This window comes from Streptomyces scabichelini (assembly GCF_011045015.1).
GTDB lineage: Bacteria > Actinomycetota > Actinomycetes > Streptomycetales > Streptomycetaceae > Streptomyces > Streptomyces scabichelini.
In genome coordinates this window covers 1-26,971 of sequence record NZ_JAAKZY010000111.1, presented here as the reverse complement: position 1 = coordinate 26,971, position 26,971 = coordinate 1, and the positions used below count along the sequence as shown (strand labels likewise).

The 26,971-nt window shown below is 70.8% G+C and carries 21 protein-coding genes; 9 read left to right on the top strand and 12 right to left on the bottom strand.

Going from position 1 to position 26,971, the window contains the following annotated elements; genetic code table 11:
- Positions 1-49: 49 nt before the first annotated feature.
- Together G5C60_RS29660 and G5C60_RS29655 are read left to right on the top strand one after the other, a co-directional pair.
- Positions 50-805, top strand: coding sequence for a hypothetical protein (locus G5C60_RS29660; protein ID WP_165264023.1), 756 nt, complete (start codon positions 50-52; stop codon positions 803-805).
- A 116-nt stretch (positions 806-921) separates the two neighbouring features.
- A complete protein-coding gene (locus tag G5C60_RS29655; RefSeq protein ID WP_165264022.1) occupies positions 922-2,505 on the top strand; it encodes an alpha/beta fold hydrolase in 1,584 nt (527 codons plus the stop codon).
- A gap of 137 nt (positions 2,506-2,642) precedes the next feature.
- Here G5C60_RS29655 and G5C60_RS29650 read toward each other — a convergent pair whose 3' ends face one another.
- Both G5C60_RS29650 and G5C60_RS29645 read right to left on the bottom strand, forming a co-directional pair.
- Positions 2,643-3,386 carry an amino acid ABC transporter ATP-binding protein gene (locus tag G5C60_RS29650; RefSeq protein WP_165264021.1) on the bottom strand — a complete coding sequence of 248 codons (744 nt, stop codon included), beginning with the start codon at positions 3,384-3,386 and terminating at the stop codon, positions 2,643-2,645.
- A 168-nt stretch (positions 3,387-3,554) separates the two neighbouring features.
- Positions 3,555-3,995: a DUF6278 family protein gene (locus tag G5C60_RS29645; RefSeq protein WP_165264020.1), complete on the bottom strand. Its 441-nt coding sequence runs from the start codon at positions 3,993-3,995 to the stop codon at positions 3,555-3,557.
- Positions 3,996-4,208: 213 nt separating this feature from the next.
- Here G5C60_RS29645 and G5C60_RS29640 point away from each other — a divergent pair, with 213 nt between their 5' ends.
- A complete protein-coding gene (locus G5C60_RS29640) occupies positions 4,209-5,924 on the top strand; it encodes an SGNH/GDSL hydrolase family protein (RefSeq protein WP_165264029.1) in 1,716 nt (571 codons plus the stop codon).
- Between the two features lie 130 nt (positions 5,925-6,054).
- Here the strand turns inward: G5C60_RS29640 and G5C60_RS29635 are convergent, their stop codons facing one another.
- The 8 genes from G5C60_RS29635 to G5C60_RS29600 form a co-directional block, all read right to left on the bottom strand.
- Complete coding sequence (locus tag G5C60_RS29635) at positions 6,055-6,834, bottom strand: exodeoxyribonuclease III (RefSeq protein ID WP_165264018.1); 780 nt, start codon at positions 6,832-6,834, stop codon at positions 6,055-6,057.
- A gap of 52 nt (positions 6,835-6,886) precedes the next feature.
- Entirely contained in the window at positions 6,887-7,522 is a 636-nt protein-coding gene (locus G5C60_RS29630) for an MBL fold metallo-hydrolase (protein WP_165264016.1), read from the bottom strand.
- A gap of 75 nt (positions 7,523-7,597) precedes the next feature.
- Complete coding sequence (gene pcaDC, locus G5C60_RS29625) at positions 7,598-8,881, bottom strand: bifunctional 3-oxoadipate enol-lactonase/4-carboxymuconolactone decarboxylase PcaDC (protein ID WP_206440158.1); 1,284 nt, start codon at positions 8,879-8,881, stop codon at positions 7,598-7,600.
- A 111-nt stretch (positions 8,882-8,992) separates the two neighbouring features.
- Positions 8,993-10,945 carry an SWIM zinc finger family protein gene (locus G5C60_RS29620; RefSeq protein ID WP_338145967.1) on the bottom strand — a complete coding sequence of 651 codons (1,953 nt, stop codon included), beginning with the start codon at positions 10,943-10,945 and terminating at the stop codon, positions 8,993-8,995.
- 593 nt (positions 10,946-11,538) lie between these two features.
- Positions 11,539-14,433 (bottom strand): DEAD/DEAH box helicase, encoded by a 2,895-nt coding sequence (locus tag G5C60_RS29615; protein ID WP_165264013.1) that lies wholly within the window; start codon positions 14,431-14,433, stop codon positions 11,539-11,541.
- Between the two features lie 149 nt (positions 14,434-14,582).
- The gene (locus G5C60_RS29610) at positions 14,583-15,164 is read right to left on the bottom strand and encodes a sugar kinase (protein WP_165264012.1); all 582 of its coding nucleotides are present in this window, start codon (positions 15,162-15,164) and stop codon (positions 14,583-14,585) included.
- Positions 15,161-16,312 carry an ROK family glucokinase gene (locus tag G5C60_RS29605; protein WP_165264011.1) on the bottom strand — a complete coding sequence of 384 codons (1,152 nt, stop codon included), beginning with the start codon at positions 16,310-16,312 and terminating at the stop codon, positions 15,161-15,163. The genes G5C60_RS29610 and G5C60_RS29605 overlap by 4 nt, the downstream gene beginning before the upstream one ends.
- 197 nt (positions 16,313-16,509) lie before the next feature.
- Positions 16,510-17,247: a GntR family transcriptional regulator gene (locus tag G5C60_RS29600; RefSeq protein WP_338145968.1), complete on the bottom strand. Its 738-nt coding sequence runs from the start codon at positions 17,245-17,247 to the stop codon at positions 16,510-16,512.
- A 128-nt stretch (positions 17,248-17,375) separates the two neighbouring features.
- Between G5C60_RS29600 and G5C60_RS29595 the strand changes: the two genes are divergently transcribed.
- The gene (locus G5C60_RS29595; RefSeq protein WP_165264010.1) at positions 17,376-18,389 is read left to right on the top strand and encodes a Gfo/Idh/MocA family protein; all 1,014 of its coding nucleotides are present in this window, start codon (positions 17,376-17,378) and stop codon (positions 18,387-18,389) included.
- A 140-nt stretch (positions 18,390-18,529) separates the two neighbouring features.
- Here the strand turns inward: G5C60_RS29595 and G5C60_RS29590 are convergent, their stop codons facing one another.
- Together G5C60_RS29590 and G5C60_RS29585 are read right to left on the bottom strand one after the other, a co-directional pair.
- Positions 18,530-19,201: a response regulator gene (locus G5C60_RS29590; RefSeq protein ID WP_165264009.1), complete on the bottom strand. Its 672-nt coding sequence runs from the start codon at positions 19,199-19,201 to the stop codon at positions 18,530-18,532.
- Between the two features lie 30 nt (positions 19,202-19,231).
- Positions 19,232-20,563, bottom strand: coding sequence for a sensor histidine kinase (locus G5C60_RS29585; protein WP_420907421.1), 1,332 nt, complete (start codon positions 20,561-20,563; stop codon positions 19,232-19,234).
- A 170-nt stretch (positions 20,564-20,733) separates the two neighbouring features.
- On the opposite strand from G5C60_RS29585, the gene G5C60_RS29580 reads away from it, so the two are divergent.
- The 5 genes from G5C60_RS29580 to G5C60_RS29560 form a co-directional block, all read left to right on the top strand.
- Complete coding sequence (locus G5C60_RS29580) at positions 20,734-20,934, top strand: hypothetical protein (RefSeq protein WP_165264008.1); 201 nt, start codon at positions 20,734-20,736, stop codon at positions 20,932-20,934.
- Positions 20,935-21,089: 155 nt separating this feature from the next.
- Complete coding sequence (locus tag G5C60_RS29575; protein WP_165264007.1) at positions 21,090-21,476, top strand: guanyl-specific ribonuclease; 387 nt, start codon at positions 21,090-21,092, stop codon at positions 21,474-21,476.
- A 599-nt stretch (positions 21,477-22,075) separates the two neighbouring features.
- On the top strand, positions 22,076-22,675 hold the full coding sequence (locus G5C60_RS29570; RefSeq protein WP_165264006.1) for an RNA polymerase sigma factor: 600 nt from the start codon (positions 22,076-22,078) through the stop codon (positions 22,673-22,675).
- Positions 22,672-23,046 carry a hypothetical protein gene (locus tag G5C60_RS29565; protein ID WP_165264004.1) on the top strand — a complete coding sequence of 125 codons (375 nt, stop codon included), beginning with the start codon at positions 22,672-22,674 and terminating at the stop codon, positions 23,044-23,046. The genes G5C60_RS29570 and G5C60_RS29565 overlap by 4 nt, the downstream gene beginning before the upstream one ends.
- A 27-nt stretch (positions 23,047-23,073) precedes the next feature.
- A partial coding sequence (locus tag G5C60_RS29560) for a type I polyketide synthase (RefSeq protein WP_338145966.1) occupies positions 23,074-26,971 on the top strand: 3,898 nt, incomplete at its 3' end.

The following is a 26,971-nucleotide window of genomic DNA, read 5'->3' as shown; positions in this document are numbered from 1 at the left end:
CAGGGCTACTCCGGACAGCGTTCGGCGGCGCCCGCTAGCATGCGCGCCCATGAATGACGACGTGCGCAACATCGTTCTGGGCGTGGTCGTGGCCGCCGTCGGCGCCGCGCTGGGCTGGCTCGCCCGTACGTACCTGTGGAAGCGCAGACTGCGCCGCAAGCAGGCGTTCTTCGGGCTGCCCGAGAACTCCGAGTCACTGCTGGTGGTGAACCGCGATGCGGGCGGCCCCGATCTCACGGTCGTGCGCCACGATGTGCTGGCGCTGCTCGAACTCGCCGCGCTGATCAAGGACTGCGGGGCACACAACCAACTCGTCGCGCACGACGCGGCACAGCAGGGCTTCGGGGAGCGTACGGAGTTCTGCGTGGGCCATCCGTCGGCGAACCGCCGGATGGCCGCACATCTGCACTCGCTGCTGCCGGGCATCCGTCTGAACACGGACCCGGAGCCCGGCCCGGACCGCGGTGCCTTCCAGATCGGCGGCGAGACCTATCGCCTGGAGCCCGGCAAGAGCGAGTACGCCTTCCTCGCCCGGCTCACCGCCGGTCAGGGCCGCACAGCGCGACCCGTGTTCGTCTTCTGCGGCCAGCGAGCGATCACCAACCAGGCGGCCACCCGCTATCTCTCCCGCCATCATGAGCGGTTGTCGCGCAAGCACGGCAACAACTCCTTCGTCCTGCTCCTGAAAGTCGTCAACTCGCAGGCGTACGGCGCCGATGTCGTCGAAGTCGTCGCGGACGTCACGAAGGCCGCGCAGACCCCGATACCAGAGGCCGCTCCCCAGAAGGGACATCGCGCCTCCTAGGTTTCATTACATTTCAACGATCGTTACTGCCACGTAACTTACCGACGGGTTACTTGCGGTAAGGGACAGCGGTTACTGTCGGGTCACTTTGCACTGACACGAGTGAGGAGTGACCCATGGGAAGCCCTCGCAAGGCCCTGCGCACCACCACCGTCGGTGCCGTTTCGGCGACTCTGCTCGCCGGTACGGCCCTCGGACTCGCCCCCGCCGCACAGTCGGCGCCCGCCGTGTCGGCCGCGGCCGGCGTCCGGTTCGTCGACATCGCCGGCGACGGCGGCACCACCCTCAAGGCCAACGTCGTCACCCCCGCGGACGCCGACGGCACCCGCCACTACCCACTGATCGTGCTGCCGACGAGCTGGGGCCTGCCCCAGGTCGAGTACCTCGCCCAGGCCCAGAAGCTCGCCAACTCCGGCTATGTGGTCGTCAGTTACAACGTCCGCGGCTTCTGGCAGTCCGGCGGCTACATCGAGGTCGCGGGCCCGCCCGACGTCGCCGACGCCTCCAAGGTGATCGACTGGGCCCTCGCCAACACCCCGGCCGACGCGGAGAAGGTCGGCATGGCGGGCCTCTCGTACGGCGCCGGCATCAGCCTGCTCGCCGCCGCACACGACAAGCGCATCAAGGCGGTTGCCGCACTGAGCGGCTGGGCGGACCTGATCGACTCGATCTACTCGGGCCGCACCCAGCACTCCCAGGCTGCCGCCCTGCTGGACGGCGCCGGCACCATCACCGGCCGCCAGAGCCCCGAACTCAAGCAGATCTTCAAGGACTTCTTCGCCTCCGACCTGTCCAGGGAGCCGGAGCTCATCGCCTGGGGGAAGAAACGTTCCCCCGGTACGTACGTCGACCGGATCAACGCCAACGGCACGGCGGTCATGCTCGCCAACGCCTGGGGCGACACGATCTTCCCGCCCAACCAGTACGCCGACTTCTACGAGAAGCTGACCGGCCCCAAGCGACTGGAGCTGCGCCCCGGCGACCACGCCACCAACGAGGCGACCGGGCTGTTCGGCCTGCCCAACGACGTGTGGACCGACACCTCCCGCTGGTTCGACCACTACCTCAAGGGAACGGACAACGGCATCGACCGCGAGCAGCCCGTCCGGCTCAAGTCCCGTTCCACGGGCGACTTCGAGGGCTACCCGGACTGGAAGTCGGTCACCGCGACCCGGAAGAAGATCGACCTCGCGGGCACCACCACGATTCGCGCCAACGTCAACTCCGGCGCGGACGGCGGGATCATCTTCCTGTCCAGCATCCTCGACCAGGTGGCCCGGTTGCCCCCGATGGCCTCGATGCCCCTCCTGCCGCGCCGCTACGCCGCCGTATGGCAGTCGGAGAAGTACGCGAGCGCTGAGCGAGTGCGCGGGACGACGAAGCTGCACACCACGGTCACCAGCACCAAGGAGAGCGGCACCCTCGTCGCGTACCTCTACGACGTGGGCCCGCTCGGCCTCGGCAAGCTGGTCAGCAACGCGCCGTACACCTTCCACGGGCAGACGCCCGGCAAGCCGTTCGGCGTCGACCTGGAGCTGTTCTCCACGGCCTACGACGTCCCGGCAGGGCATCGGCTCGCTCTGGTCGTCGACACGGTCGACCCGCTCTACATCGAGCACAACCCGACCGGCGCGCAGCTGACCTTCTCCTCACCCGCGGCCGACCCGTCGTACGTGTCGGTTCCGCTGCGCGAGCAGTGATCTCCGGCTGCTGCCGGGCGGGCCATTGCCCTCCGCTACCGCACGCCCGGCAGCAGCGTCCCTGGTTCGGCGGGAGCGACGTCCACGATCCCGCGGCCGGCGGCCTCCCGGCGAATCTTCACGATCACGTCATCCGATCAGTGCTTGAGGATCTTGGAGAGGAAGTCCTTGGCGCGGTCGCTCTCCGGACTGGTGAAGAACCCCTCCGGGGTGCGGTCCTCGACGATACGGCCGTCGTCCATGAAGACGACGCGATTGGCGGCGGAACGCGCGAAGCCCATCTCGTGGGTGACGACCACCATGGTCATGCCCTCGCGCGCGAGCTGCCGCATCACCTCCAGAACCTCGTTGATCATCTCGGGGTCCAGTGCCGAGGTCGGCTCGTCGAACAGGAGCGCCTTGGGGTCCATGGCGAGGGCGCGGGCGATGGCCACGCGCTGCTGCTGGCCGCCGGAGAGCTGCGCCGGGTACTTCGGCGCCTGATCGGCGAGACCCACCCGGTCGAGGATCTGACGCGAGCGCTTGTCTGCCTCGTCCTTCTTGCGGCCCCGGACCTTGATCTGCCCGAGCGAGACGTTCTGCAGAACGGTCTTGTGCGCGAAGAGGTTGAAGGACTGGAAGACCATCCCGATCTCCGCGCGGAGCTTCGCGAGTTCCTTGCCCTCCTCGGGCAGCGGCTTCCCGTCGAGCCTGATCTCCCCCGACTGGATCATCTCGAGGCGGTTGATCGCCCGGCACAGAGTCGATTTGCCCGACCCCGAAGGGCCGATGACCACGACCACCTCACCCTTGCCGACGGTGAGGTCGATGTCCTGAAGGACATGCAGCTCGCCGAAGTACTTGTTGACGTCACGCAGCTCGATCAACGGATCGACAGCCATACCCAGCCCTACCCACTCTCAGCTGTGTCGCGATGGCCGCAAACTATCCAGACAAAAGTGATGCCAGTGTATGACACGCACCTCTCGGACATAAGCCGTATTTAACGTCGGATGGTGCAATTGAGGCTGCTTGAGAGGGAAGGTGAGGATGGGGAGCATGATGATGAGTTACGCCTCCGACACCTCGCCGTACAGCTGCGAGAGTTCCGGTACGCCGCTGGTCGCCCACTCGCGGCCGGCGGTGACCACGTCGATCTCCCGGCCGGATTCCAGCCGGACCACCGGCTGGCCGTTGGGCCACACCTTCCATGTCGCGCCGGGGACCGTGCGCAGAATGACCGTGCCGAGATAGAGGCCGGCGTCGTTGCCGAGCCAGGGCAGACTCTCCTCGTCGTCGCGCCAGCGCGGCAGCAACTGGTCGAGCGCCTCCAACGAAGCCGGGGAATCGTCGAGTTCGATCCCCGCCCGGTGCGCCTGGGAACGCAGTAGTTCACACTCGGAGAGAAGTTCGGCCACCCCCTCACGATCACTCTCACTGTCGGAGAAGACAGCGACTCCTCTGGCGGGGTCTCGCTTCTTGCGCCAGTTGCCCAGGAACGAGATGTTCATACTCCCAGCCTGTCATCCGTATCGCCCAACGCACCACAGGGCACGCGGAGCCGCCTGTTCCAGGGAATTTAGCCGGGAGTTCGCGTGTGGAACATTGACGGGTCCCTGCCGTCTCCTTAGCTTCGCGGAGCATCTGTCGTCTCGTCGGCATACGGGAGGGAGTCGGTCGTGCACCGACGCGTCTGGGGTCCGGCCATCACTCTCGCTCTTCTGATGATGGGGGTGCCGACGGCGTCCGCCGAGACCGTGCCGCCCACCCCGGTCCGGCCGCTCCCGCTGGAGCGGCTCTTCGACAACACGGCGGTCAGCGATGACACCCGGCCCGGAGCGGCGGACTTCGACGGCTCGGGCGGCTCCCTGTCGGCGCAGGACCTGACCGCCGCGGGCTGGACTCCCGGGCGCTCGCTGACGGTCCAGGGCGCCCGGCTGAGCTGGCCGGGCCGGGCGGCGGGCCGGCCGGACAACGTGCGCGCCGACGGCCAGTCCGTCCGGGTGCACGGCCGCGGCGACGCCCTCGCCTTCCTGGTCGCGGGCACGGGCGGCGACGCCGTCACGGGCACGGGTGTGGTGCGGTACGCGAACGGCTCGCACTCCTCGTACCGGCTGACCGCACCGGACTGGCGCCGCGGGCCCCTCGCCACGAAGGCCGTGGCGCTGCCGCACATCAACACCCCCGGCGGCCAGCTCGTCGAAAAGGCACGGCTGTACGTCGTGACCGTGCCGCTCGTCGAGGGCCGGGACGTTGCCTCCGTCCAGCTGCCGCGTGCCGCCGACCTGCATGTGTTCGCGCTGTCGGTGCGCGCCGACTCCCTTGGCTGGACGGGCAGTTGGGCCACTTCGACCTCCGGGTACACGGCGGTCGGGCCCTGGACGGACCGGACGCTGCGCCTCGTGGTGCACACCTCGGCGGGCGGACCGCGCGTACGGATCCGGCTCGACAACACCTTCGCGGCCGGCCCCGTACGGATCGGCAGTGCGACGGTGGCGGTCCAGGCGTCCGGCGCGAGCCCGCGGAGTGCTCCCGTGCCGCTGGCGTTCCGGGGCTCCGCCGGAACCGAAATCCCCGCGGGGGCACAGGAGTTCAGTGATCCTCTCGGCTTCGACGTGCCCGCGGACGCCAATCTGCTCGTGAGCTTCCATCTGCCGGGAACGGTGACCGCCGCGCCCGTGCACAGCCTGGCCGTCCAGCGGTCCTACCTCAGCGGGCCCGGCGACCATGCCGCGGACGCGACCCCGGACGCGTACACCTCGACGATCACCAACTGGCCGCTGCTGACCGGTGTGGACGTGGGCGGCGGGCCCGGTTCCGTCGTGCTGCTCGGGGATTCGATCACGGACGGCGAGAAGTCGACGCCGGACGCGAACCTGCGCTGGGGCGATGTGCTCGCCAGGCGGCTGCGGACCCAGGATGCGGTGCCGGGCTACGGCGTCCTCAACCACGGCATCTCGGCGAACCGTGTGGTCACCGACCGCTACACGGGCGACGGCGTCTCCACCGACACGGGTGGTGTGAGCGCCCTGAACCGCCTGGAGCGTGATGTCCTCGCCCAGACGTCGGCACGTACGGCCGTCGTCTTCCAGGGCGTCAACGACGTCCGTTGGGGCGCGAGCGCGGACCAGGTCATCGCCGGGCTCCAGGAGATCGCCGACCGGGCGCACGCTCGTGGTGTGCGGGTGCTGGCCGCGACGATCGTGCCCTGCGAAGGGGAGGCTCGCTGTACGGCTGCCGCCGACGCGGAGCGCTCCGCGGTGAACGCGTGGATTCGGTCCAGCTCCTCGTTTGACGGGGTGCTGGACTTTGATGCGGTGTTGCGCGACCCGGCGCGTCCCTCCCGGATGCTGCCCGCTTACGACAGTGGGGATCATCTGCATCCGGGCAATGCGGGGCTCGCTGCGCTGGCGGAGGCTGTGGATTTGAGGTTGCTGTAGCTGCAGCGGCGCCGCTTCGCGGGGAGGTCGTCATTCGGCTGCGGGGCCGTTGTGGCTGGGCGCGCAGTTCCCCGCGCCCCTTTGGGGCGCGCCCCTGCGGGGCGCCCCGCCACACGGGAAGGGCGCTCCGTTACACGTCCAAGTCCACTACCACCGGCGCGTGGTCCGACGCTCCCTTGCCCTTGCGCTCCTCGCGGTCCACGTACGCGTCCGTTACCGCCTTTGCGAAGGGTTCGTTGCCGTAGACCAGGTCGATGCGCATGCCGCGGTTCTTGGGGAAGCAGAGTTGGCGGTAGTCCCAGTACGTGTACGGGTGGTCGTACTTGAGGGGGCGCGGGACCACGTCCGAGAGGCCGGCCTCGCGGAGCTCGGTGAGGGCGGCGCGCTCGGCCGGGGTGACGTGGGTGGAGCCCTCGAAGGCGGAGATGTCGTGGACGTCGTCGTCCGTCGGCGCCACGTTGTAGTCGCCCAGCACCGCGAACGGGCGGCTGCCGCCAGCGTCGCCCGCGATCGCCGCCTTGAGGGCCTCGATCCACTGGAGTTTGTACGCGAAGTGGGGGTGGTCCACCTCGCGTCCGTTCGGCACGTACACCGACCAGACGCGGACCGGGCCGCAGGTCGCGGCGACGGCTCGGGGCTCCTGGACGCCGTCGTAACCGGGGTCGCCGGGCAGGCCCTTGACGATGTCCTCGAGGCCTATGCGGGAGATCACCGCCACGCCGTTCCACCTCCCCGTCGCGTGCACCGCCGACTCATAGCCCAGCTCGCGGAGTTCGGCGGACGGGAACTGCTCGGCGGTGGTCTTCGCCTCCTGGAGGCACAGCACGTCCGTGCCGCTGCTCTCCAGCCAGGCCAGGAGCCTCGGGAGACGGGCGGTGATCGAGTTCACGTTCCAGGTGGCAATGCGCATGCCTCACAACCTACCGGGAGGGTCTGACAACGGACCCGCAGGAGGCTTGTGCTCAGAGTTCGGCCGAGGCACCCGGCGTCAGCCGCAGATGCTCCGAACCGCCCAGGCCGCCGATCTGACGGTCGTAGACCGGGCGCGCGAGGTCGCTGAGGAGCGCGTCATGGATGTCGTACGCGCGCTGCGGCTTGACCGCTCGTACGTACTCGATGACCTCGGAGATCTTGTTCCAGGGGGCCATCACCGGGAGCATCAGCGTCTCGACCGGCTGGTCGGGGACGGTGAGGGCGTCGCCCGGGTGGAAGACGCGGCCGCCGTCGACGAGATAGCCGACGTTGGTGATGCGCGGGATGTCGGGGTGGATGACGGCGTGCAGTTCGCCGTGGACCTGTACGTCGAAGCCCGCGGCGGTGAACGTGTCGCCGTGGCCGACGGTGTGCACGCGGCCCGGGAACGCCGCCGCGATCTGGTCGGCGACGGACTTCAGAGTCCACAACTCGGCGGCGGGGTTGGCCTCGAGACCGGCCCGGAGCCGCCCCTCGTCGAAGTGGTCGGGATGCTCGTGTGTGACCAGGATCGCGTCCGCGCCGGCCGCGGCGTCCTCCTCGCTGAAACCGCCGGGGTCGATGACGAGCGTGCGCCCGTCCTTCTCGAGCCGAATGCAGGCGTGCGACTTCTTCGTGAGCTTCATGGTTTCCATCCTGCCCCGGACCCGGGAGCTGTCTCAGTCCCGGCTGGTCATTCGTGGGGCATCGCTCCCGGGTGCTCACTCCTGGGGCGTGGTCTCCTCGCGGATGACCTGCTGCGCCACTTTGAAGGCGCTGTTCGCGGCCGGTATGCCGCAGTAGACGGCCGCCTGGAGCAGTACTTCCTTGATCTCGGCCGGAGTGAGGCCGTTGCGGAGGGCGGCCCGGGTGTGGAAGGCGAGTTCGTCGAGATGGCCGCCCGCGACCAGGGCGGTGAGTGTGACACAGCTGCGCGAGCGTCTGTCCAGACCCGGCCGGTCCCAGATCTCGCCCCACGCGTAGCGCGTGATGAGCTCCTGGAAGTCCCCGGAGAACTCGTCCGCCTGGGCCAGCGCCCGGTCCACGTGCGCGTCGCCGAGCACCTCACGGCGGACCTTGATGCCCGCGTCGTACGGGTCGGGCCTGCCCAGGGCCTCGGGCTGCTCGGCGGCGGCGATCTCGGCGACGGGCGCGACCGGCGATCCCGCCGCCAGGACCGGCTTCACCGGGGGCGCCACGATCGCCATCTGGCCGGAGGTCGCGTCGATGGCGGGCAGCCAGGCGCTCGTGAAGTGCCGTACGAGGAGGTCGGTGACCGCGGCGGGCTGTTCCACGGGGACCAGGTGCGAGGCGCCGGGTACGACGGCGAGGCGGGCGTCCGGTATGCCGGCGACCAGTGTGCGGGCCTCGGCGGGGCCCGTGACCTGGTCGTCGGAGCCGACGAGGACGAGGGTGGGCACGCCGACGCGGCCGAGCTCGGGGCGTACGTCGAAGGAGGCGAGCGCCTCGCAGGCCGCGATGTAGCAGCCCGGGTCGGTGGTGCGCACCATCTGCACGGCCCACTCGGTGATCGCGGGCTGGGCGGCGGCGAACCCGCTGGTGAACCAGCGCTCCGGAGACGTCCGCGCGATGGGGTCGAGGCCGTTCGTCCGTACGATCACGCCGCGCTGGCGGAACTCGTCGGCCGTACCGAAACGCGGGGAGGCGGCGATCAGGGCGAGCGAGGCGATCCGCTCGGGGTGGCGCAGCGCCAGCTCGGTGCCGACGGCACCGCCGAGCGCGCAGCCCGCGTAGCCGAAGCGCTGCACGCCGAGGCTGTCGAGTGTCGTCAGCAGCCGATCGGCGAGGTCGGCGACCGATGCGGCCGGGTGCGCGGGCGCGCCGCCGTGGCCCGGCAGGTCGAACCGGAACACCTTCCAGTGCTTCATCAGCTCCGGGACCTGTCGGTCCCACATGTGCCACGTGGTGCCGAGCGAGGGGCCGAGAACGAGGACCGGGGCGTCTTCCGGGCCGTCGAAGCGGTACTGGAGGGCAGGGGACTTCATCTCACTCACCGCTCCACGCTAACTTCCGCACCTGTGACGGCGAAAACGGGCCCGGTTTGTCCACATTGCCTGCACGGAGTCGCCACATGTGAGGCGACGTCATGCTTCGGCTCATTGGTCGCCCGGTGAGCCCAGGCCGGTGAGGGCGCCGACCGGGTCGAGGTCGGGGGTGCCTCGGGGCCACCAGTCGTCGTGGCCCGGTTCCGATTCGTACGCGTACCAGAGGCCGTCGTGGCCGAGGCGGAGCTGTATGTGGCCGCGAGGGTGGGTGAGGTGGTTGTGCCAGGGGCGGAAGGCGGGGAAGTCGGCGGCCAGGAGGAGCGGACGGGCACGGTCGAAACGGCCCGCCGGTGGGTCCCAGGGCTCTTCGAGGACGGCGAGCCCTTCGAGTCCGCCCTGGCGCCAGGCGGCGACCGCGCGCGCCAGCTCGGCCGGGGTGCGGCCGGCGGCGGAGGCGAGGGAAGCGTAGAGGGAGCGGGTCGTGGCGGTGAGGCCGGAGCCGGGCCGGGTGGCCGCGAGGCGGACGGCGTCCTGCCAGAGCGTCAGCTCCGCGACCGGGTCACGTCCCGTCGTGAGGAGCGCGTGCGCGCGGGTGGCCGCGTCGGTGGCCAGCTGGTCGAGCGCGAAGGGGTCCGGGCCGCCGGGGGCCGCCGGATAGACCGGGGGCTGTTCGGGGTGTGCGGGCGTCGGCAGCGGTTCCGGCAGGGGCGGGAGTGTGCGGGGCGCGAGGGCGTCACGGGCTCGTACGCCGGGGAGTGCGGGTTCTCGGCCTCCGCGGGCCGAGCGCGCGGCCAGGGCGGCGTTGCGTCGCGACAGCGCGTCCAGCAGTTCGCGTTCGCCCCGGCCGCGCAGCAGGAGCAGGACGAAGGGGTCTTCGTCCAGCAGTCGTGCGGTCTGGTAGCACAGGGCGGCCGCGTGCTTGCAGGGGTGGCCGAAGTCGGGGCAACTGCAGTGCGGTTCGAGATCACCGGGGCCGGGAAGCAGTTCGACTCCGCACTGGGCGAGCGACTGGGGCATGTCCTTGTCGAGCAACGCCGCGATGTGCCCCGGCCGTTCGGCGGCGGCGTCCAGGAACCGCTCCCAGTCGTCGTCGGCGAGCGTACGCATCCGGATCTGCACCCGGTACGGCCGCGGCCGGCTCCCGTGCACATACGCGAGTACGAGCCCGGGCGTGACGGTGACGGCGTCCACGTGCCCCTCCCCCGCATAGACCCGCCCGCGCGCAAGCCGCGCCGGGTCCAACGCCATCTCCTCCAGCGCACTCACCCAGGCGTTGCCCCACCAGGTCCCGGCGAACCTGTCCACACCCGGTGGCCGAGGCGGAAGCGCGGGGAAAGTACGCCGCAGGTCGCTGTCACGGGCCGGGGAGGCTCCACTCGGCATGGTGCTGTCCTCGTCGAGCGCGGGCATGGTGGGTCGCACACGGGCGCCTCGGCCCACGGAACCGACAGCGGTCGCGGGCACGGCGCCGCGTGGTTCGTCAGGCTTCGTCGTCCAGGCTTCTCCGTCGGGCCACGGCGGCTCTTCGGACGCGTCGCCCAACCGGTCGGCCAGGTCCTTGGCTCGAGCCGCCGCGCGGCGGCTGGGGTGGCTCGGGCCACCGACTCCCTTGGTCCTGGCGGAGGTACGAGTGGTCCTGGCGGAGGTACGAGGGGCCCGGCCCGCTTCGGATCGCGCGGAGCGCAGTGCCTCGCGGGCCACGTCACCGGGGCGCGGCGTACCGGACGCCCCGCCGTCTTCGGGACGGCCGGCGTCCGACGGCTCGGACATCTCCCCGGAGCGCACGGCGTCCTCGGCGCCCGCCACTCCGGGCCCGTCCTCCGCGCGAGTCGCAGCGCCCGCGGCCCGGCCGGCCGCGCCGCGCAGAGCCTCACGCGCCACGTCGCCCGGCCGGGGCCCCCGCGGCATCGCCCGCCGCCCGTCAGCGATCGTCCCGGTCGCCCCCTGGTCCGTACCCCGTGCTGCCGGTCGTGCCTGAGGCGCGGCGGAGCGGCCCTCCTCCGCGTCGCCCGCCGAGGCCCCGGCCTCGCCGCGCCGCGCAGCCCAGAGGGCTCGGCGGGCCACATCGGCAGGCCGAGCCTCTCCGGACGAGCGCGACGGGTCCGTCCGAACAGCTCCGTGCGGCTGCCACGGCGACGGACGCGGCTCGGCCGACGTGCCAATCCCCACCGACGTGCCGCCCTCCGCCGACGGGTCAGGCTCCGCCAACACGTCAGGGTCCGCCGACACACCAGGCTCGACCAACATGTCAGGCTCCACCGACGTACCGCCCTCCGCCGACACGCCAGGTTCCACCAACACGTCAGGCTCCACCGACGTGCTGGGCCCAGCCGACGTGCTGAGGTGCGGCACACCAGGCTCCGCCAACGTGCCAGGCCCTGCCAACGTGTCAGGCTGCGCCGACATGCTGAGACCGGCCGACGTGCCGGGCTCCGCCAACGGGTCAGGCTCCACCGACGTGCCGGGCTCCACCAGCACGTCAGACTCCGCCGACGTGCCGGCCCCCGCCGACAGGCACTCGTCCGACGTGCCGGGCCCTCCCGAAAGCCCCGTACCCGGCCCCGGCACAGCGGACTCCTGCGACGCGGGCTCGTCCACCCCGTCAGGGGCGCCAGGCAGACGCCCACTCGCCGTATCCCGCCGATCCGTCGGAGACATCACGCAGACCTCCGGAGCGAGACCAAGTCCGACAGCTCGCGGTCGGTGAGCTCGGTGAGGGACGCCTCGCCGGAGCCCAGGATCGCGTCGGCCAGGGCCCGCTTGGATTCGAGCATCTCGGCGATGCGGTCCTCGACCGTGCCCTCGGTGATGAGGCGGTGGACCTGGACGGGCTGGGTCTGGCCGATGCGGTAGGCGCGGTCGGTGGCCTGTTCCTCGACGGCCGGGTTCCACCAGCGGTCGAAGTGGATGACATGGCCTGCGCGCGTGAGGTTGAGGCCCGTGCCGGCCGCCTTCAGGGAGAGGACGAGGACCGGTGTCGCTCCGCTCTGGAAGCGGTCCACCATGTGCTCGCGCTCGGCCACCGGCGTGCCCCCGTGCAACAGCTCGACCGGTACCGCCCTGGCCGCGAGGTGGGACGTGATCAGCCGGGCCATCCCCACGTACTGGGTGAAGACGATCGCCGAGCCGTCCTCCGCGAGCAGCGTGTCCAACAGCTCGTCGAGCAGGGCGAGTTTGCCGGAGCGGGCGGCGAGGCGGGCCGCGCCCGGGCCGTCGGTCCGGACCGCTGAACCGCCCGTGGAGCGGCCCCCTGCCGCAGTGGTTCCCGCGTCCTCCCGCAGATACAGCGCCGGGTGATCGCAGATCTGCTTGAGCGAGGTGAGGAGTTTGAGGACCAGGCCGCGCCGGGCGATGCCCTCGGTCGTCTCGATCGCCAGCATCGACTCGCGGACCACCGCCTCGTAGAGCGAGGCCTGTTCACGGGTGAGGGGGACGGGGTGGTCCGTCTCCGTCTTGGGCGGGAGCTCGGGCACGATGCCCGGGTCGGACTTCTTGCGGCGGAGGAGGAAGGGACGGATCAGGCGGGCCAGGCGGGTCACCGCCTCCTGGTCCTCACCGGTCTCCACCGCGCGCGCGTGCCGGGCGCGGAAGGACTTCAGCGGACCGAGCAGTCCTGGAGTCGTCCAGTCGAGCAGGGCCCAGAGCTCGGAGAGGTTGTTCTCCACGGGTGTCCCGCTCAGAGCGACCCGGGCCGGCGCGGGGATCGTCCGCAGTGCCTTCGCGGTCGCCGAGTACGGATTCTTGACGTGCTGCGCCTCGTCCGCGACGACCATGCCCCACCGCTGCTGGGCGAGCCGGGGCGCCCCCGACCGCATCGTCCCGTACGTGGTGAGGACGAAACCGCCGTCCAGGTCCTCCAGGGTGCGGTCCGGTCCGTGGAAGCGGCGGACGGGGACGCCCGGGGCGAACCGGTTGATCTCCCGCTGCCAGTTGCCGAGCAGCGAGGCGGGGCAGACGACGAGGGTCGGCTCGCCACGCGCCCTCTTCAGGTGGAGGGCGATGACGGTGACGGTCTTGCCGAGCCCCATGTCGTCGGCGAGGCAGCCGCCGAGGCCGAGCGAGGTCATGAGGTCGAGCCAGGCCAGCCCGCGCAGTTGGTAGTCCCGCAGCCGCGCCGTCAGGCCGGGGGGTGGCTCGGCGGGCCGCACGCCCGCCGTCAGCCGGTCGCGCAGCGCAGCCAGCGCGCCGACGGGCACCGCCTCGACCGTCTCGCCGTCGACCTCCGCGCTGCCGGTGAGCGCGGCGGAAAGGGCGTCGACCGGGTCGAGCAGGCCCAGTTCACGCTTGCGGGCCTTGCGGACGAGGGCCGGATCGACGAGCACCCACTGGTCCCGCAGCCGTACAACCGGCCGGTGCGCCTCGGCCAGCGTGTCCATCTCGGCCTCGGTGAGCGGATCGCCGCCGAGCGCCAACTGCCAGCGGAACTGGAGCAGTTCCTCACTCTCGAAGAACCCGGTGCCGTCCGTGGCCGAACCGGGCGCGGGACGCACCACCGCCGCCGCGCTCAAGTCCTGCGCGAGGTCCCTGGGCCAGTGCACCGCGACCCCCGCCGCACCGAGGCGGGTCGCCGCGACACCGAGCAGATCGGACAACTCGTCCTCGGACAGCGCGAGTACGTCCGGTACGTCCTGCGCGGACAGCCGGTCCAGGGGCGGCCAGACGCGGGCCGCACGCCGCACGGCAAGGGCGGCGTCCACGCGCGCACGTGGCCCGAACGTCGCGTCGGCGTCGCCCGCCCACAGGGCCGCGGCGTCGACGACGAGGGTCGGATCGGCGAGGCTGTGCACCTGGACGACGGCCGCGCCCGCCCGCCGCACGGCCTCGCCGTCGTCGCTGTCGTCGAAGAGGTCGTACGCGGACAGGTCGAGGCGCAGCGAGATCCGTACGCCCGCGTCCATGCCCGCGGCGACCTCCGCCGCCCAGTCCTGGGCGCCCGGCAGCCGCTGGGGCTCGCGCGCGGCGAAGGGTTTCCCGACGGCGTACGGCGCGGCCTCGGTGCGCGGCAGTGTGTCGGCGACGGCGTCCAGGAAGGCACGCATCAGCGCTTCCGGGTCGGGCAACTTCAGTGGGCTGCGGCCGGGCAGCGGTACGGCATGTCCCTCGTAAGGAAGGGCCGCGGCCACCGCCCGCAGGTGGGCGATGTCGGCCGGATCCAGCGGCCCGGCGCGCCACGCGTCGTGGCCTTCCGGCGTCAGGCCGGGCAGCAGGCGCCCGCGCGCGACGAGCCGCAGCGCGTGCAGCGCGGCGGCGCCCCAGCACGCCGTGGCGGGATGTGCCGCGGGGTCCCGCCTCGCCCGTACGAGCAAGGGCAGCGCCTCGGCGACCGCGAGGGTCAGCGCGGGCGCCGTGCCGCGCCTGACTCCGGTGCCGTGCCGCCGTACGACCGTGAGCTCGGTGTGCTCACCGTCCGGCAGCGTCCCGGTGTCCGGGTCCCAGAAGGCGATCCGCCCGTCCCGCGGCAGGCCGGCCGGCAGAAAGACGGCAGCGAGCCGAACCGGCACCGCGGTCTGCGCGGCTTCTCCCGCGCGCCCCTCGACCACCCCCGCACTCATGCTCCCGGCCACCTCCCTCGCCCCGGTCGGACTGCTCGGATCACAGGTCTCGGACCAGTCGGACCACACATCTCGGACCAGTCGGATCACTCGTCTTCGACTCTACGGGCCGGGTCTGACAATCGGGATCGGCGGCGAAGCCGGGAGGATCAGGGCGTCGTTCTGGAGACCACGTACACCATGGGATGGCCGGGCTTCGACCAGTTCACGACGATGTCCAGCGTGGGTGTCGGGTTGTTCCGCTCACGCCTGAGGCCCGACCAGGGACCGGGGCCCGTGAAGTCCCAGCGGACGATCTTCTGGTGGCGGGCGCTGATGGGAAGGTCGTCCTTCTCCAGGGCGGCACGGCTGGTGCCGATGTTTTTGAGGAAGGTGTCGAGGCCGTCGTCGCTGGTGAGGAACTGGGCGTACAGACGGCTGGTCTTCCAGTTGTTCGTCTCGTAGTACGCGACCCTGTCCGAGGCCCGCGGGATCGGCACATGGTAGAGGCGGCGCTGGACGCGCGAGGGCCAGTCCGGGGTGAGGCCCCTCGCGGCGTACTTCTCTTCCTTGGTCCTGCCGCTGTCGCGGCTCTGGTTGGCGGAGATCACCAGATAGCCGGCCGGGACGCCGATGAGCAGCACGATGATCAGCAGCGTCAGCGCGCGGCGGCGGATCATGTGGCTGCGGGCCTCGGGCGGGCGTGGGTCGTCCGGCGACGGCGCCTGGTGAGGCAGCGAGGCGGCCGTCACAGCGACCCCTGCGTCGTACGGCGCGACTGCACATACCGCTCGTACCGCTCATAGCGCTCCACCCGGCGCCGATTGGCGCGGCGGAAGCGGCGGGCGACGAGCCGGGCGAGGTCGGCGGCGCCGACCATGCCGGCCTCGGGGCCGAGCTGGGCGCGGGCGATGCGGGCCTCGGGGCGGTAGCCGCGGCCGGTCAGATGGCGCCGGAAGGCGTCGCGCGCGGGGCCGATCAGCAGGTCGTCGGCCGCCGAGACACCGCCGCCGATCACAAAGCAGGAGGGGTCGAGCGCGGCCGCCAGGTTCGCGATGCCGACGCCGAGCCACTGCCCGATGTCCTGGAGCAGCTCGACACACATCGCGTCGCCCTCACGGGCCAGCTCGGTGATCATCGGGCCCGTGATCTCGGCGATGTTGCCCTTGACGTGCTCGATGATGCCGTACGCCACCGGGGAGTCGGCGGCGGCGAGTTCGCGGGCCTCGCGCACCAGCGCGTTGCCGGAGCTGTACTGCTCCCAGCAGCCGCGGTTGCCGCAGGGGCAGCGGTGGCCGCCGGGCACGACCTGCATATGGCCGAACTCGCCCGCCACGCCGAACTTGCCGCGCTTGACCTGCCCGTCCTCCAGGATCGCGCCACCGATGCCGGTGCCCAGCGTGATCATCACCAGGTGGTCCTCGCCGCGGCCCGCGCCGAAGCGCCATTCGGCCCAGGCGGCGGAGTTGGCGTCGTTGTCGACCAGGACGGGGACGGCGAGGCGCCCGGAGATGCGGTCCCGGAGAGGCTCGTTGCGCCACGACAGGTGGGGGGCGAACAGGACGCGGTTGCGGTCGGCGTCGACCCAGCCTGCCGCTCCTATGCCGACGGCGTGCACGTCGTGCCGGTCGGAGAGGTCCAGGACCAGCTCGACGATGGTGTCCTCGACGACCTTGGGGCTCTTGGACTTGTCGGGCGTCTCGGTGCGGACCTTCTCGAGGATGTTGCCGTCCGCGTCGACGACGCCCGCCATCACCTTCGTACCGCCGATGTCGATGCCGACGGTGGGCACGCGGGGAGCCGTCAGATGCGATCGGCGCTCACGCGTGCCGACGGTCCGCAGGACGGTGGCCCGTGCGGAGCCGCGGTGTGCGAGGGCTAGGTCGCGGTAGGTGCTCATCGCGCCGATTCTGCCGCACGCCGGCGCTGGCTTGCACATCACGCTGGCGCCGGCTTGCACATGGGGCCCCTTTGCTTCGCTTGGGGCGCCTGGGGGACTGCGGGTCGTTTGTCGCGTACTGGCGCGTCGTGGCTTGTCGCGCAGTTCCCCGCGCCCCTACGGGGCGCGTCCCCGTGTCGCCTGCGGGAAAGGGGCGCTCAAGGGCGTACCAGCAGCTGGAACTCGAACGAGTAGCGCGACGCGCGGTACGTGTGCGTGCCGTACTCCACTGCCCTGCCCGTGTCGTCGAACGTGGTGCGTTGCATGGTGAGGAGAGGGGCGCCCTCGGGTTCGCTGAGGCGTTCGGCTTCCACGAGGGTGGCGGCGCGGGCTCCGACGGACTGGCGGGCGCTGTGCAGGGTGATGCCCGCGGCCCGCATCAGCCGGTACAGACCGGTGGCCTCCAGCTGTGAGCTGTCCAGGTCGAACAGTCCTGGCGGCAGGTAGTTGCAGAGGTACGCCATCGGCTCGCCGTGGGCCAGGCGCAGCCTCTCCACCCGGTGTACGTCGCTGCCCTCGGCCACCGCCAGGGCGGCCGCTATCTCGGCCGACGCCGGGACGACGGTGTTGACGAGGACCCGGGTCGCCGGGCGCTGACCGGCCGCCTCCAGGTCGTCGTAGAGGCTGCTGAGTTCCAGCGGGCGCTTGACCTGGCTGTGCACGACCTGGGTGCCGACGCCTCGGCGGCGTACGAGGAGGCCCTTGTCGACGAGCGACTGGATGGCCTGGCGGACCGTCGGCCGGGACAGGCCGAGCCGCGCGGCGAGCTCGATCTCGTTGCCGAGCAGGCTGCCCGGGGTCAGCGCGCCGTGCTCGATCGCCGCCTCGAGTTGCTGGGACAACTGGAAGTACAGCGGCACCGGGCTGCTCCGGTCGACGCTGAGCTGGAGCGTCACGGTCGGATCCACTTCTGGTTTGGCCACGGGGCGAGCGTAGCTCTGGTGAATGATGACGGGAAGTTGTGAAGTTCGATTGTCAGGACAAACAGTTGACAGGCGGCGGGTTCCGACCTCAGTTTGTTCCCATGCGCATCGGACTCATCGGAACGGGCCGTATCGGCACATTCCACGCGACCGCCCTCAGCCGTCACCGCGAGGTCAACGGCTCCCTCATCGTCACGGACGCGGACACCGCCCGGGCTCGTGAGCTCGCGGACCGCCTGGGCGCCACGGCGGCGCCCACTGTGGACGAGATCTTCACCTGGGGTGTGGACGCCGTGGTCATCACGGCCGCCACGTCGGCCCACGCCGAACTGATCGGTCGGGCAGCACGCGCCGGCCTCCCGGTGTTCTGCGAGAAGCCCATCGCCCTCGACCTGCCGGGCACGCTGACGGCGCTCGCCGAGGTCGAGGCGGCCGGAACGGTCCTCCAGCTGGGCTTCCAGCGCCGCTTCGACGCCGGCTACACGGCCGCGCGTGAGGCAGTGCGCTCGGGCCGGCTCGGACGGCTGCACACCGTTCGGGCGATGACGTCCGACCAGACGCCGCCCCCGGCCGCGTATCTGCCGCTCTCCGGCGGCCTGTACCGGGACTGTCTGGTGCACGACTTCGACATCCTGCGGTGGGTGACGGGCCGTGAGGTCACCGAGGTGTACGCGATGGGCTCGGACGCCGGGCCCGCGATGTTCCGCGAGGCGAACGACATCGACACGGCCGCGGCCGTCCTCACCCTGGACGACGGCACGCTCGCCACGGCGACGTCGACCCGGATGAACGGCGCCGGATACGACGTACGCATGGAACTGGCCGGTGAGCTGGACCAGGTCGGGGTCGGCCTGGACGACCGTACGCCGATCGCCTCCACGGAGCCGACCGGGCCGCCGGCCGCCTCCAAGCCGTGGACCGGGTTCCTGGAGCGCTTCGGGGCCGCGTACGAGGCGGAGCTGCACGCCTTCGTGGAGGTCGTGCGCGGGGAACGGGCCAACCCGTGCGACGGGCGCGAGGCGCTGCACGCGCTGCGGATCGCCGAGGCGTGCGAACTGTCCCGGCTCGAACGCCGGTTGGTGTCCGTGGCGGAGATCCCGGGCGGCCAGGACTGAGCTGAGCGGCCTTGGTTAAGTCCGGTGCGGTACCGCGCCCCGTAAGGGGCGCGGGGCAGTGCCGATATGCGGCTCCGCCGCGTGGGCGCGACCAGCCACAGACGGCCCGCACCCTTCGTACTGCACTTCCCGCGGAGCGCTTAGTGCCCGTCGCCCTCCAGGAGCCCCGCGTCGTATGTCAACAGGGCGATCTGCACACGGTTGTTGAGGTCCAGCTTGGCGAGGATGCGGGACACGTGTGTCTTGACGGTGGCCACGCTCATGAACAACTGGCGCGCGATCTCGGCATTCGACCGGCCCTGGCCGACCGCGACGGCGACCTCGCGTTCGCGGTCGTTGAGCGCGGCCATGCGGGTACGGGCGGTCGCGCGCCGTGTGTCCGGGCCGCCGCCCGCGGCGTGCTCCATGAGCTGCCGGGTGACCGTGGGCGACAGGACGGGGTCGCCGGCCGCGACCCGTCGTACGGCCTCGAGGATCTCGGCCGGCGGAGTGTCCTTGAGGACGAAGCCCGCCGCGCCTGCGCGCAACGCTCGCAGCACCTGTTCGTCGGCGTGAAAGGTGGTCAGTACGACGACCTGCGGTGCGTCCTTGCGCCCCCTGAGCCGTTCCGTGGCGGCGAGTCCGTCCACGGCCGGCATGCGGATGTCCATGAGCACCACGTCGGGGCGGGTCCGCTCGACAAGCTCCTCCACCTCGTCCCCGTCGGCGGCCTCGCCCACGACCTCGAGATCATCGGAACCTCCCATCATGAGGGCCAGGCCGGCGCGGACCAGCGGGTCGTCATCGACGAGAAGGAGGCGGATCGGAGTCATGGGCTCCACGTAATCACGAACTGGGTGCCCCTAACTGCCGGAAGCCCATGGCAGGTACGCCAGGACCTCGAAGCCCCCGTCTCTCAACGGCCCATGCGAAAGCCGTCCCCCCGCCAGCATCGCCCGCTCGGTCAGCCCGATCAGTCCCTGCCCGGACCCGGGAACGAGCGGGACCTCCCCCGGCGGAGCCGGATTGCGTACGGACACGGTGAGGCCGGCTCCCGCCGCCCCCGAAACGGAAACCGTCACCTCCGCCCCGGGCGCGTGCTTGCGTGCGTTGGTCAGCCCTTCCTGCGCGATCCGATACGCGGTTCGTCCGACAGAGGCGGGAACGGAAGCGGCATCGGCAACACGGTTGTCGAGGCTCACCTTCATCCCGGCCTCACGAGACTCGGAGACGAGTGCCTCCAGCGCCCCGAGAGTCGGCTGCGGCCTCCCGGGCTCGCCCGACTCCCCGGCCCCGGTCCCCGCGCCGGCCCCGGTCCGCAGCACCCCGATGATCTCCCGCAGGTCCTGCAACGCCTCGTGCGCACTCTCCCGAATCACTCCGGCGGCCCGAGTCACTTCCTCCCGAGGCGCATCCGGCCGGAACTCCAACGCCCCGGCGTGCACGCTCAGCAACGTCAGCCGATGCGCCAGCACATCGTGCATCTCGCGTGCGATCGCCTCCCGGGCCAGCCGCTGCGCCTGCTCGGCCCGAAGCACGGCCTCCGTCTCCGCCCGCCGGGCGCGATCGCGCAGGCTCAGCAGCAGCTGACGGCGGGAGCGGACGAACATGCCCCAGCCCATGACCGCGGCGGTGAGCACCAGCCCGAGGAGCACCGACGGGACGTAGTCGAGATCGGGCTCGGGCCGCAACCAGAACAAGAGCGGAAGCAGCACGGCGTTGACGCCGCCGACCCAGGCGACGTACTTGAAAGGCCGGTGCACAGCGAGCGTGAACAGCGCGACCAGGCCCACTCCACCCGACGTGGCCGAGAGGAAGCTGAGGGGAACCATGACCGCAGCGAGGCCGAACGGCCAACGGCGGCGCAGCCAGACCGCTGCACAGGCGAACGCGCCGATCCACTGGTCGGCGACCTCCAGTGAGTAGGGGAGGTCGGTGTGGGACAGGGAGTCCGCCGTGAGCAGGCCGACGACGACGGCCAGCAGGAAGGCGGCGAAGTCGACGACCCAGTCCCGGCCGGTACGCCGGGGCCGACCCGTCCTGCCGACGCGCGCCACCCGGTCGGGGTCGATCTCGACGGCGACTGCCGAGGGCAGCCAGCGCCGCCCGGGCAGCGGCCCCGGCTCCGGCGTCAGCCCCGCCCCTGGACCTGCCCCCGACACCGGCGCCCGCTCATTGCCACTCACGGTCGACAAATCTACGCATCGACGGCCACCTCCACCGCACGATGCACACGATCACCGACCAAAGTCGCACCACCGAAGACTTTCGACGCGCCGCCTCCGTACAGACGCGCGACTTCGGTCGGACATACCTCGCCCCGCGGCCGATGGGCGTGGGGGGTCCGCGGGGCGAGGATCCTCATATGAAGCAGGTGCTGGAGGTTCTCGGGTTTCTCTCTCTGGTCCAGGGCGTCGGGGGCCTGGTGCACGAGTTCACCGACTGGGACGTGGGCCTCGTGCAACGGGTCGGCTTCCTCGACGGCTACGAGATCTACGCGAGCGTCGCGCTGCTGGTCCTGTCGTTCGCGCTGTTCGCAGTCGCCGAGAGCCGGAAGCACGGATGATCGGCAGCTGCTGATACGGCTGCCCACTTGGGTGGCGTGGGCGATCTCGTCGGGTGGTTCCGAAGTTAACTCGCGGAAAACTCATGGGACGTGACGGTAAAAATCCCAGCGTTTGTCATTGACATGCCATGATCTACGCGCGTCATCATGAGGGCATGAAATTCCCCCCACGAATCACCCGCATCGGCGCCGCAGCCGCCGTCCTGTCCGCCCTTCTCGTCGGCGGCACCGTCACCGCAACCCCGGCGGCCGCCGCGGTCGGCAGCATCTGCTACAACGACCTGCCCTCGCAGGCGTACGACACGCTCGAACTGATCGAGCAGGGCGGCCCCTTCCCCTACGAACAGGACGGCACCGTCTTCCAGAACCGGGAAGGCATCCTGCCCAGCCAGTCCACTGGCTACTATCACGAGTACACCGTGATCACGCCCGGCTCCTCCGACCGCGGCGCCCGCCGCATCGTCACCGGCGAGGAGCATCAGGAGGACTACTACACCGCAGACCACTACGAGTCGTTCGACCTGATCGACTACAGCTGCTGAGGAAGCCTGTACGGTCGGCCGGGAGCCTGCGAACAGCCAGGCTCCCGGCGGCAAACGGCACGGACGAGGCACAACACAGCCTGTACGACGCTCACAGAGATCTCGCAGCCGCAGAGCTCGCCCCACTTCCCGTTCCAGGACCCTCGCCCCGCGGACCCCCCACGCACATCGGCCGCGGGGCGAGGTACGCCCGACCCACGTCACGATCCGGACGATCCGGTGCGACGGACCGCCCCCGACTGACGCCGGCCCGGATCCCTCGGGCGTGGCCGTGGCTGAGGAAGCCGGCCGAAACGGCGGCGCGCCGCCGTTTCCGGGGTGCTGCGGAACCGCGAGCGGCGGCTGCGCGAGTATGCCCCGCACGGATCAGAGAAAAAACTTCGGCCGGAGGCGAATCCTCTGCGGACCTCCCCGCCTCTTATCCGTGTACCGGCCGAAGGCGCCGGCAGTACCGGGAGGAACATCGATGATGGTCACTGTCTTCGTAGTGATCGGAGCCCTGCTCGTGGGAGCGTGCAGCTGGCACCTGATGCGGCGCTACAAGAGCCGAAGCTGACCAGCGCTCTGCGCGCGGGGTGCATTGCGGGTATGAGTAGCACATGAATCAACGCTTCCCATGGCCGGACGAGCGGCTGATCAAGGCCGCTCAGGATGGCGACGTCACTTCGCTCACAGCCGTCGTCATGGAATCACAGCCTCATGTGCGCAAGTTCGCCATTTCGCTGTGCGCCTCGCCGCAGGACGCGGAGGACGCGGCGCAGGAGGCGCTGATCATCCTCTACCGGAAGATCGGTACCTTGCGGGCCACTGGCGCGCTCGCCTCATGGATGTTCCGGATCGTGCGCAACGAATGCCTCCGGCAGGTACGGCTGCTCGTCTCGCGGCGCAACGAGGCGTCGGCCGAACCGGAGGCGTCGGCGGAACCGTCCGCCGAGGACGCGGTGCTGCACAGGCTGGAGGTGGAGCGGATCGCGGCCGCGGTCAGCGCCCTTCCCCGTGACCAGCGGCAGATCCTGATCATGCGGGACATACAGGGCCTGCCCGGCAAGACCGTCGCCAATTCGCTCGGCCTGAGCACCGCCGCGATGAAATCGCGGCTGCACAGAGCGCGCGCAGCACTGCGTCACTCACTGGAAGTGACCGACCGCACACCCGATCAAGCCATCGACCGACAAGCCGGAGGAGGCCCACGACTGTGAGCACCGTGAAGCCCGCACAGGGCGTGAAAGCGGGGGCGGCCGCACAACCCGCGGCGCCCGAGATGAACTTCGCCAGCAAGTCCGTCCCGCGCCATCTGGCGCGCGGCGCCATCGGCTTCGGGCTGATCATCGGCTCGATCGCCCTGGTACCCGTCGCCGGCCCGGCCACCCTGCTGGCGGCCCCGCTGGCCCTGATCGCCTTCCGCGGCTGCCCCACCTGCTGGATGGTCGGCCTGGCGCAGACCATCTCGCGTGGCCGTCTGGAGCGCCAGTGTGCGGACGGCGTCTGCACCCTCACCAAGGCGCAGCCGGCGGCGAAGGCCGCGGAGGAGCCGACAGCCGACATCAACGTCCCGGCCGCCTCCCGGTGACGAGGCCACGGCCTGTCTGGTGGACCGATGAGGCCATGGGGGGCCGGCCAGCGCACGTCCACGCTGTTTCACCTGGTTGACGCGTCGATTACGAGCGACGCCGACCCCCTCAATTATCCGCCATATTCGTTTGCTATCCAACTCCATTCCGTGATCATTGGTTTACGGCGCATCGACTCGGTGCTAGGGTCCAATGGGAATCAGGCTGGACCGCCGAGTCGGCGACGCCAGTTGATTGTGCTTCACGGGGGGAGCAAGAAAATCATGATCCGCCATGCCCGGATTGAGGCGGCAGCACCACCATCAGACAGCGCGTTACGAAGCCCATCAGGCGGTGCGGCGAAAAAGCGGAAACAGCCGGTCCGGAATGAGCGGCCACAGCGGAGACCCGATCAGATCGATGATCGTACAGTTGCCGTCGTAGGCCTTTCCTGCCGCTTTCCCGGTGGGGAAAGACTTACCGAATTCTGGGACCTGCTGAGGAACGGCCGCGACGCCATAACGGAGCCGCCCGCGGATCGCGCGCATCTTGCCTCCTTAGGCGATGGGGCTCCGCGCCCCGGCGGTTTTCTGCCCCATGTCGACACCTTCGATGCAGAGTTCTTCGGCATATCCCCGCGCGAAGCCGCCGCGATGGACCCGCAACAGCGGCTCGTACTCGAGCTCGCCTGGGAGGCGCTGGAGGACGCCGGCATCGTCCCGGCCACGCTCGCCGGCACCGCCACCGGTGTCTTCGTCGGCGCGATCGCCGACGACTACACGACCCTCACCCACGCGGCCGGCCCCGGCGCCACCTCCGCGCACACCGTGACCGGGTTGCACCGCGGCATCATCGCCAACCGGGTCTCCTACGTCCTCGGCCTGCGGGGCCCCAGCATGGTGGTCGACACCGCTCAGTCGTCGTCGCTGGTCACGGTGCATCTGGCCTGCGAGAGCCTGCGCCGCGGCGAGTCCGTCGTGGCGCTGGCCGGCGGCGTCAACCTCAACCTCGCACCGGAGAGCACCCACGCCCTGGAGTCCTTCGGCAGCCTCTCGCCCGACAGCCGATGTTTCGCGCTCGACGCCCGGGCGAACGGCTATGTCCGGGGTGAGGGTGGCGGTGTGGTGGCGCTGAAACTTCTTAGCCGGGCCATAGCCGACGGGGACCGCATCCACTGTCTGCTGCACGGTGGTGCCATCGGAAACGACGGCGCGAGCGACACGCTTCCGACCCCGAACGGACAGGCCCAGGAACGCGTCATCCGCGACGCCTGGGAAAACGCGCGCATACCGCTGGAACAAGCGCAGTACGTCGAAATCCACGGATCGGGCACCCGGGTCGGCGACCCCGTGGAAGCTTCAGCTCTGGGCGCTGTTTTCGCCTCTTCCCACACTCCGGAGAACCCGCTCAGGATCGGCTCCGTCAAGACGAACATCGGCCACCTCGAAGGGGCCTCAGGCATAGCGGGACTCGTCAAGACGATTCTCTGTCTCAAAGAGCGGGAACTCGTCCCGACCTTGAACTACCGTACCCCCAATCCACAGATACCTTTCGCCGATCTACGGCTCGCCGCGGTCACGGAATCCGGGCCGTGGCCGAATCCCGACGGGCCACTCGTCGCGGGTGTGACATCGGTCGGAATGGGGGGCACCAACTGTCATCTGGTGCTCAGCGAGTGGCCGGACGGCGACGCCGCCGTGACCGTCGCGAACAAGCCAGAGAAGTCAAAAGAATCGGGCGAATACAATTCTGTCGCCTGGGTGCTGTCCGGACGCGGTGAAAAGGCGCTGCGCGCCCAGGCGGCCCGTCTGCGTGAACACCTCGCCGCACACCAGGATCTCGGTGCCGCCGAGATCGCCCGGGCCCTGGCTCACGACCGCACCGCCTTCACCCACCGGGCGGTTCTGGCCGGCGCCGACCGGAACGAGCTGCTGACCGCTCTTGACGCGGTCGCCGACGCCCGGGGCACCCAGGCCGCGGTCGAGGGCAGCACCCACCAGGCCGTCCGCGAAGCGGTGTTCGTCTTCCCCGGCCAGGGCTCGCAGTGGGCCGGCATGGCAGCGGAACTCCTCGACAGCGCCCCCGTCTTCGCCCAGGTCATCGAGGACTGCGAGCGCGCGCTGCGCCCGTATCGCGACTGGTCCCTGACCGATGTGCTGCGCGGACGCCCCGGCGCGCCCGCTCTCGATCGCGACGACGTCGTGCAACCCGCCCTGTGGGCCGTGATGGTCGGGCTGGCCGCACTGTGGCGGTCGGCAGGTGTCGAACCGGCCGCGGTCGTCGGCCACTCACAGGGCGAGATCGCCGCCGCCACCGTCAGCGGCGCCCTGACCCTGGACGACGCGGCCCGGCTGATCGCCGTACGAAGCGCCGCCCTCGGCGCGCTGGCCGGCCGCGGCGGCGGCATGCTCACGGTGTCGCTGCCCGCCGACCGGGTACGCGAAGACCTCGCCGCACACCCGCGGTTGAGCGTGGCCGCCGTCAACTCGCCAGGCATGACCGTGGTGGCCGGTGACGGAGCCGCCCTGGACGCACTGGCCGCGCAGTACGGCGAGGACGTCCGTACCCGGCGCGTCCCGGTCGCGTACGCCTCGCACAGCCCGCACGTCGACGCCGTACGCGACACGCTGTCGGCCGACCTCGCCGGGATCGCGCCGCGCAGCGGGAGCGTGCCGCTGCACTCCACCGTGACCGCCACAGCGCTGGACGGTTCCGAGCTGGACGTCGACTACTGGTATCGCAACCTGCGCGAACCCGTGCGGTTCGAGCCCGTCGTCAGGGCACTGCTCGACGCGGGGCGCGAGCTGTTCATCGAGATGAGCCCGCACCCCGTTCTGGCGCTCGCCGTCCAGCAGACCGCGGAGGCCGCGGACGTGCCGGTTGCCGCGCTGGGCACGCTGCGCCGCGAGGAGGGTGGAGGGCAACGGCTGCTGCTCGCGTTCGGCGAGGCGTTCTGCCATGGCGCGGAGGTGGACTGGTCCGCCGTCCTGCCCGCCGGCACCGCCCGCGCCGAGCTGCCGACGTACGCCTTCCAGCGGCGCCGTCACTGGATCTCCGGGCAGACTGACGTCGCCCGGGGCTTGCCGTCGGCCGGCACCGCACCGACGCCGCAGGCCGCGGCACTCCCGCAGGACACGGAGGACGGACACGAGGCCGAGCCGAACCGCTCGCTGACCGGCCCGGCCGCCCTGGAGTTCGTACGGGCGCACACCGCCGCCGTTCTCGGCCACGACTCCGCCGCCGAGATCGAACCACGGCGGACGTTCAAGGAGCTGGGCATCGACTCGGCCATGGTCGTCGAGTTACGCAACCGGCTCGTCACCGCCACCGGGCGCAAGCTGCCCACCACGGTGGTGTACGACCACCCCAGCCCCGCCGAGCTGGCCGCGCTGCTGGCCGAAGCGCCGCGTGAGAAGGCGGCCCTCGAGGCCCGTGCCGATCAGGACGACCCCGTCGTGATCGTCGGAATCGGCTGCCGTTTTCCGGGCGGGGTGGACTCGCCCGAGGCGCTGTGGCAGGTCGTCGCCCAGCAGCGTGATGTGATCTCGGGTTTCCCGGCCGACCGTGGCTGGGACCTCGACGGCCTCTACGACCCCGACCCCGCCCACATAGGCACCACCTACGTACGCAGCGGAGGCTTCCTCGAAGGCGCCGCGGACTTCGACGCCGAACTGTTCGGGATCTCGCCGCGTGAGGCACAGGCGATGGACCCACAGCAGCGCGCCTTCCTCGAAGTGTGCTGGGAGTCCCTGGAGCGGGCCCGAATCGCCCCGGACTCCCTGCGCGGCACCCAGACCGGGGTGTTCGCCGGTGTCATGGCCCAGGAGTACGGTCCGCGGTTGGGTGAGGCGGGTGCGGGTGCCGCCGGGTTCGGGTTGACGGGCACGACGTCGAGTGTGGCGTCGGGCCGGGTGGCTTACACGCTGGGGTTGCAGGGTCCGGCAC

What these genes read in the sequence shown, in the direction of transcription:
- G5C60_RS29660 (WP_165264023.1), top strand. Translation starts at nt 50, where the DNA reads ATGAATGACGACGTGCGCAACATCGTTCTGGGCGTGGTCGTGGCCGCC.
- G5C60_RS29655 (WP_165264022.1), top strand. Translation starts at nt 922, where the DNA reads ATGGGAAGCCCTCGCAAGGCCCTGCGCACCACCACCGTCGGTGCCGTT.
- G5C60_RS29650 (WP_165264021.1), bottom strand. Translation starts at nt 3,386, where the DNA reads ATGGCTGTCGATCCGTTGATCGAGCTGCGTGACGTCAACAAGTACTTC.
- G5C60_RS29645 (WP_165264020.1), bottom strand. Translation starts at nt 3,995, where the DNA reads ATGAACATCTCGTTCCTGGGCAACTGGCGCAAGAAGCGAGACCCCGCC.
- G5C60_RS29640 (WP_165264029.1), top strand. Translation starts at nt 4,209, where the DNA reads ATGATGGGGGTGCCGACGGCGTCCGCCGAGACCGTGCCGCCCACCCCG.
- G5C60_RS29635 (WP_165264018.1), bottom strand. Translation starts at nt 6,834, where the DNA reads ATGCGCATTGCCACCTGGAACGTGAACTCGATCACCGCCCGTCTCCCG.
- G5C60_RS29630 (WP_165264016.1), bottom strand. Translation starts at nt 7,522, where the DNA reads ATGAAGCTCACGAAGAAGTCGCACGCCTGCATTCGGCTCGAGAAGGAC.
- pcaDC (WP_206440158.1), bottom strand. Translation starts at nt 8,881, where the DNA reads ATGAAGTCCCCTGCCCTCCAGTACCGCTTCGACGGCCCGGAAGACGCC.
- G5C60_RS29615 (WP_165264013.1), bottom strand. Translation starts at nt 14,433, where the DNA reads ATGAGTGCGGGGGTGGTCGAGGGGCGCGCGGGAGAAGCCGCGCAGACC.
- G5C60_RS29605 (WP_165264011.1), bottom strand. Translation starts at nt 16,312, where the DNA reads ATGAGCACCTACCGCGACCTAGCCCTCGCACACCGCGGCTCCGCACGG.
- G5C60_RS29595 (WP_165264010.1), top strand. Translation starts at nt 17,376, where the DNA reads ATGCGCATCGGACTCATCGGAACGGGCCGTATCGGCACATTCCACGCG.
- G5C60_RS29590 (WP_165264009.1), bottom strand. Translation starts at nt 19,201, where the DNA reads ATGACTCCGATCCGCCTCCTTCTCGTCGATGACGACCCGCTGGTCCGC.
- G5C60_RS29580 (WP_165264008.1), top strand. Translation starts at nt 20,734, where the DNA reads ATGAAGCAGGTGCTGGAGGTTCTCGGGTTTCTCTCTCTGGTCCAGGGC.
- G5C60_RS29575 (WP_165264007.1), top strand. Translation starts at nt 21,090, where the DNA reads ATGAAATTCCCCCCACGAATCACCCGCATCGGCGCCGCAGCCGCCGTC.
- G5C60_RS29570 (WP_165264006.1), top strand. Translation starts at nt 22,076, where the DNA reads ATGAATCAACGCTTCCCATGGCCGGACGAGCGGCTGATCAAGGCCGCT.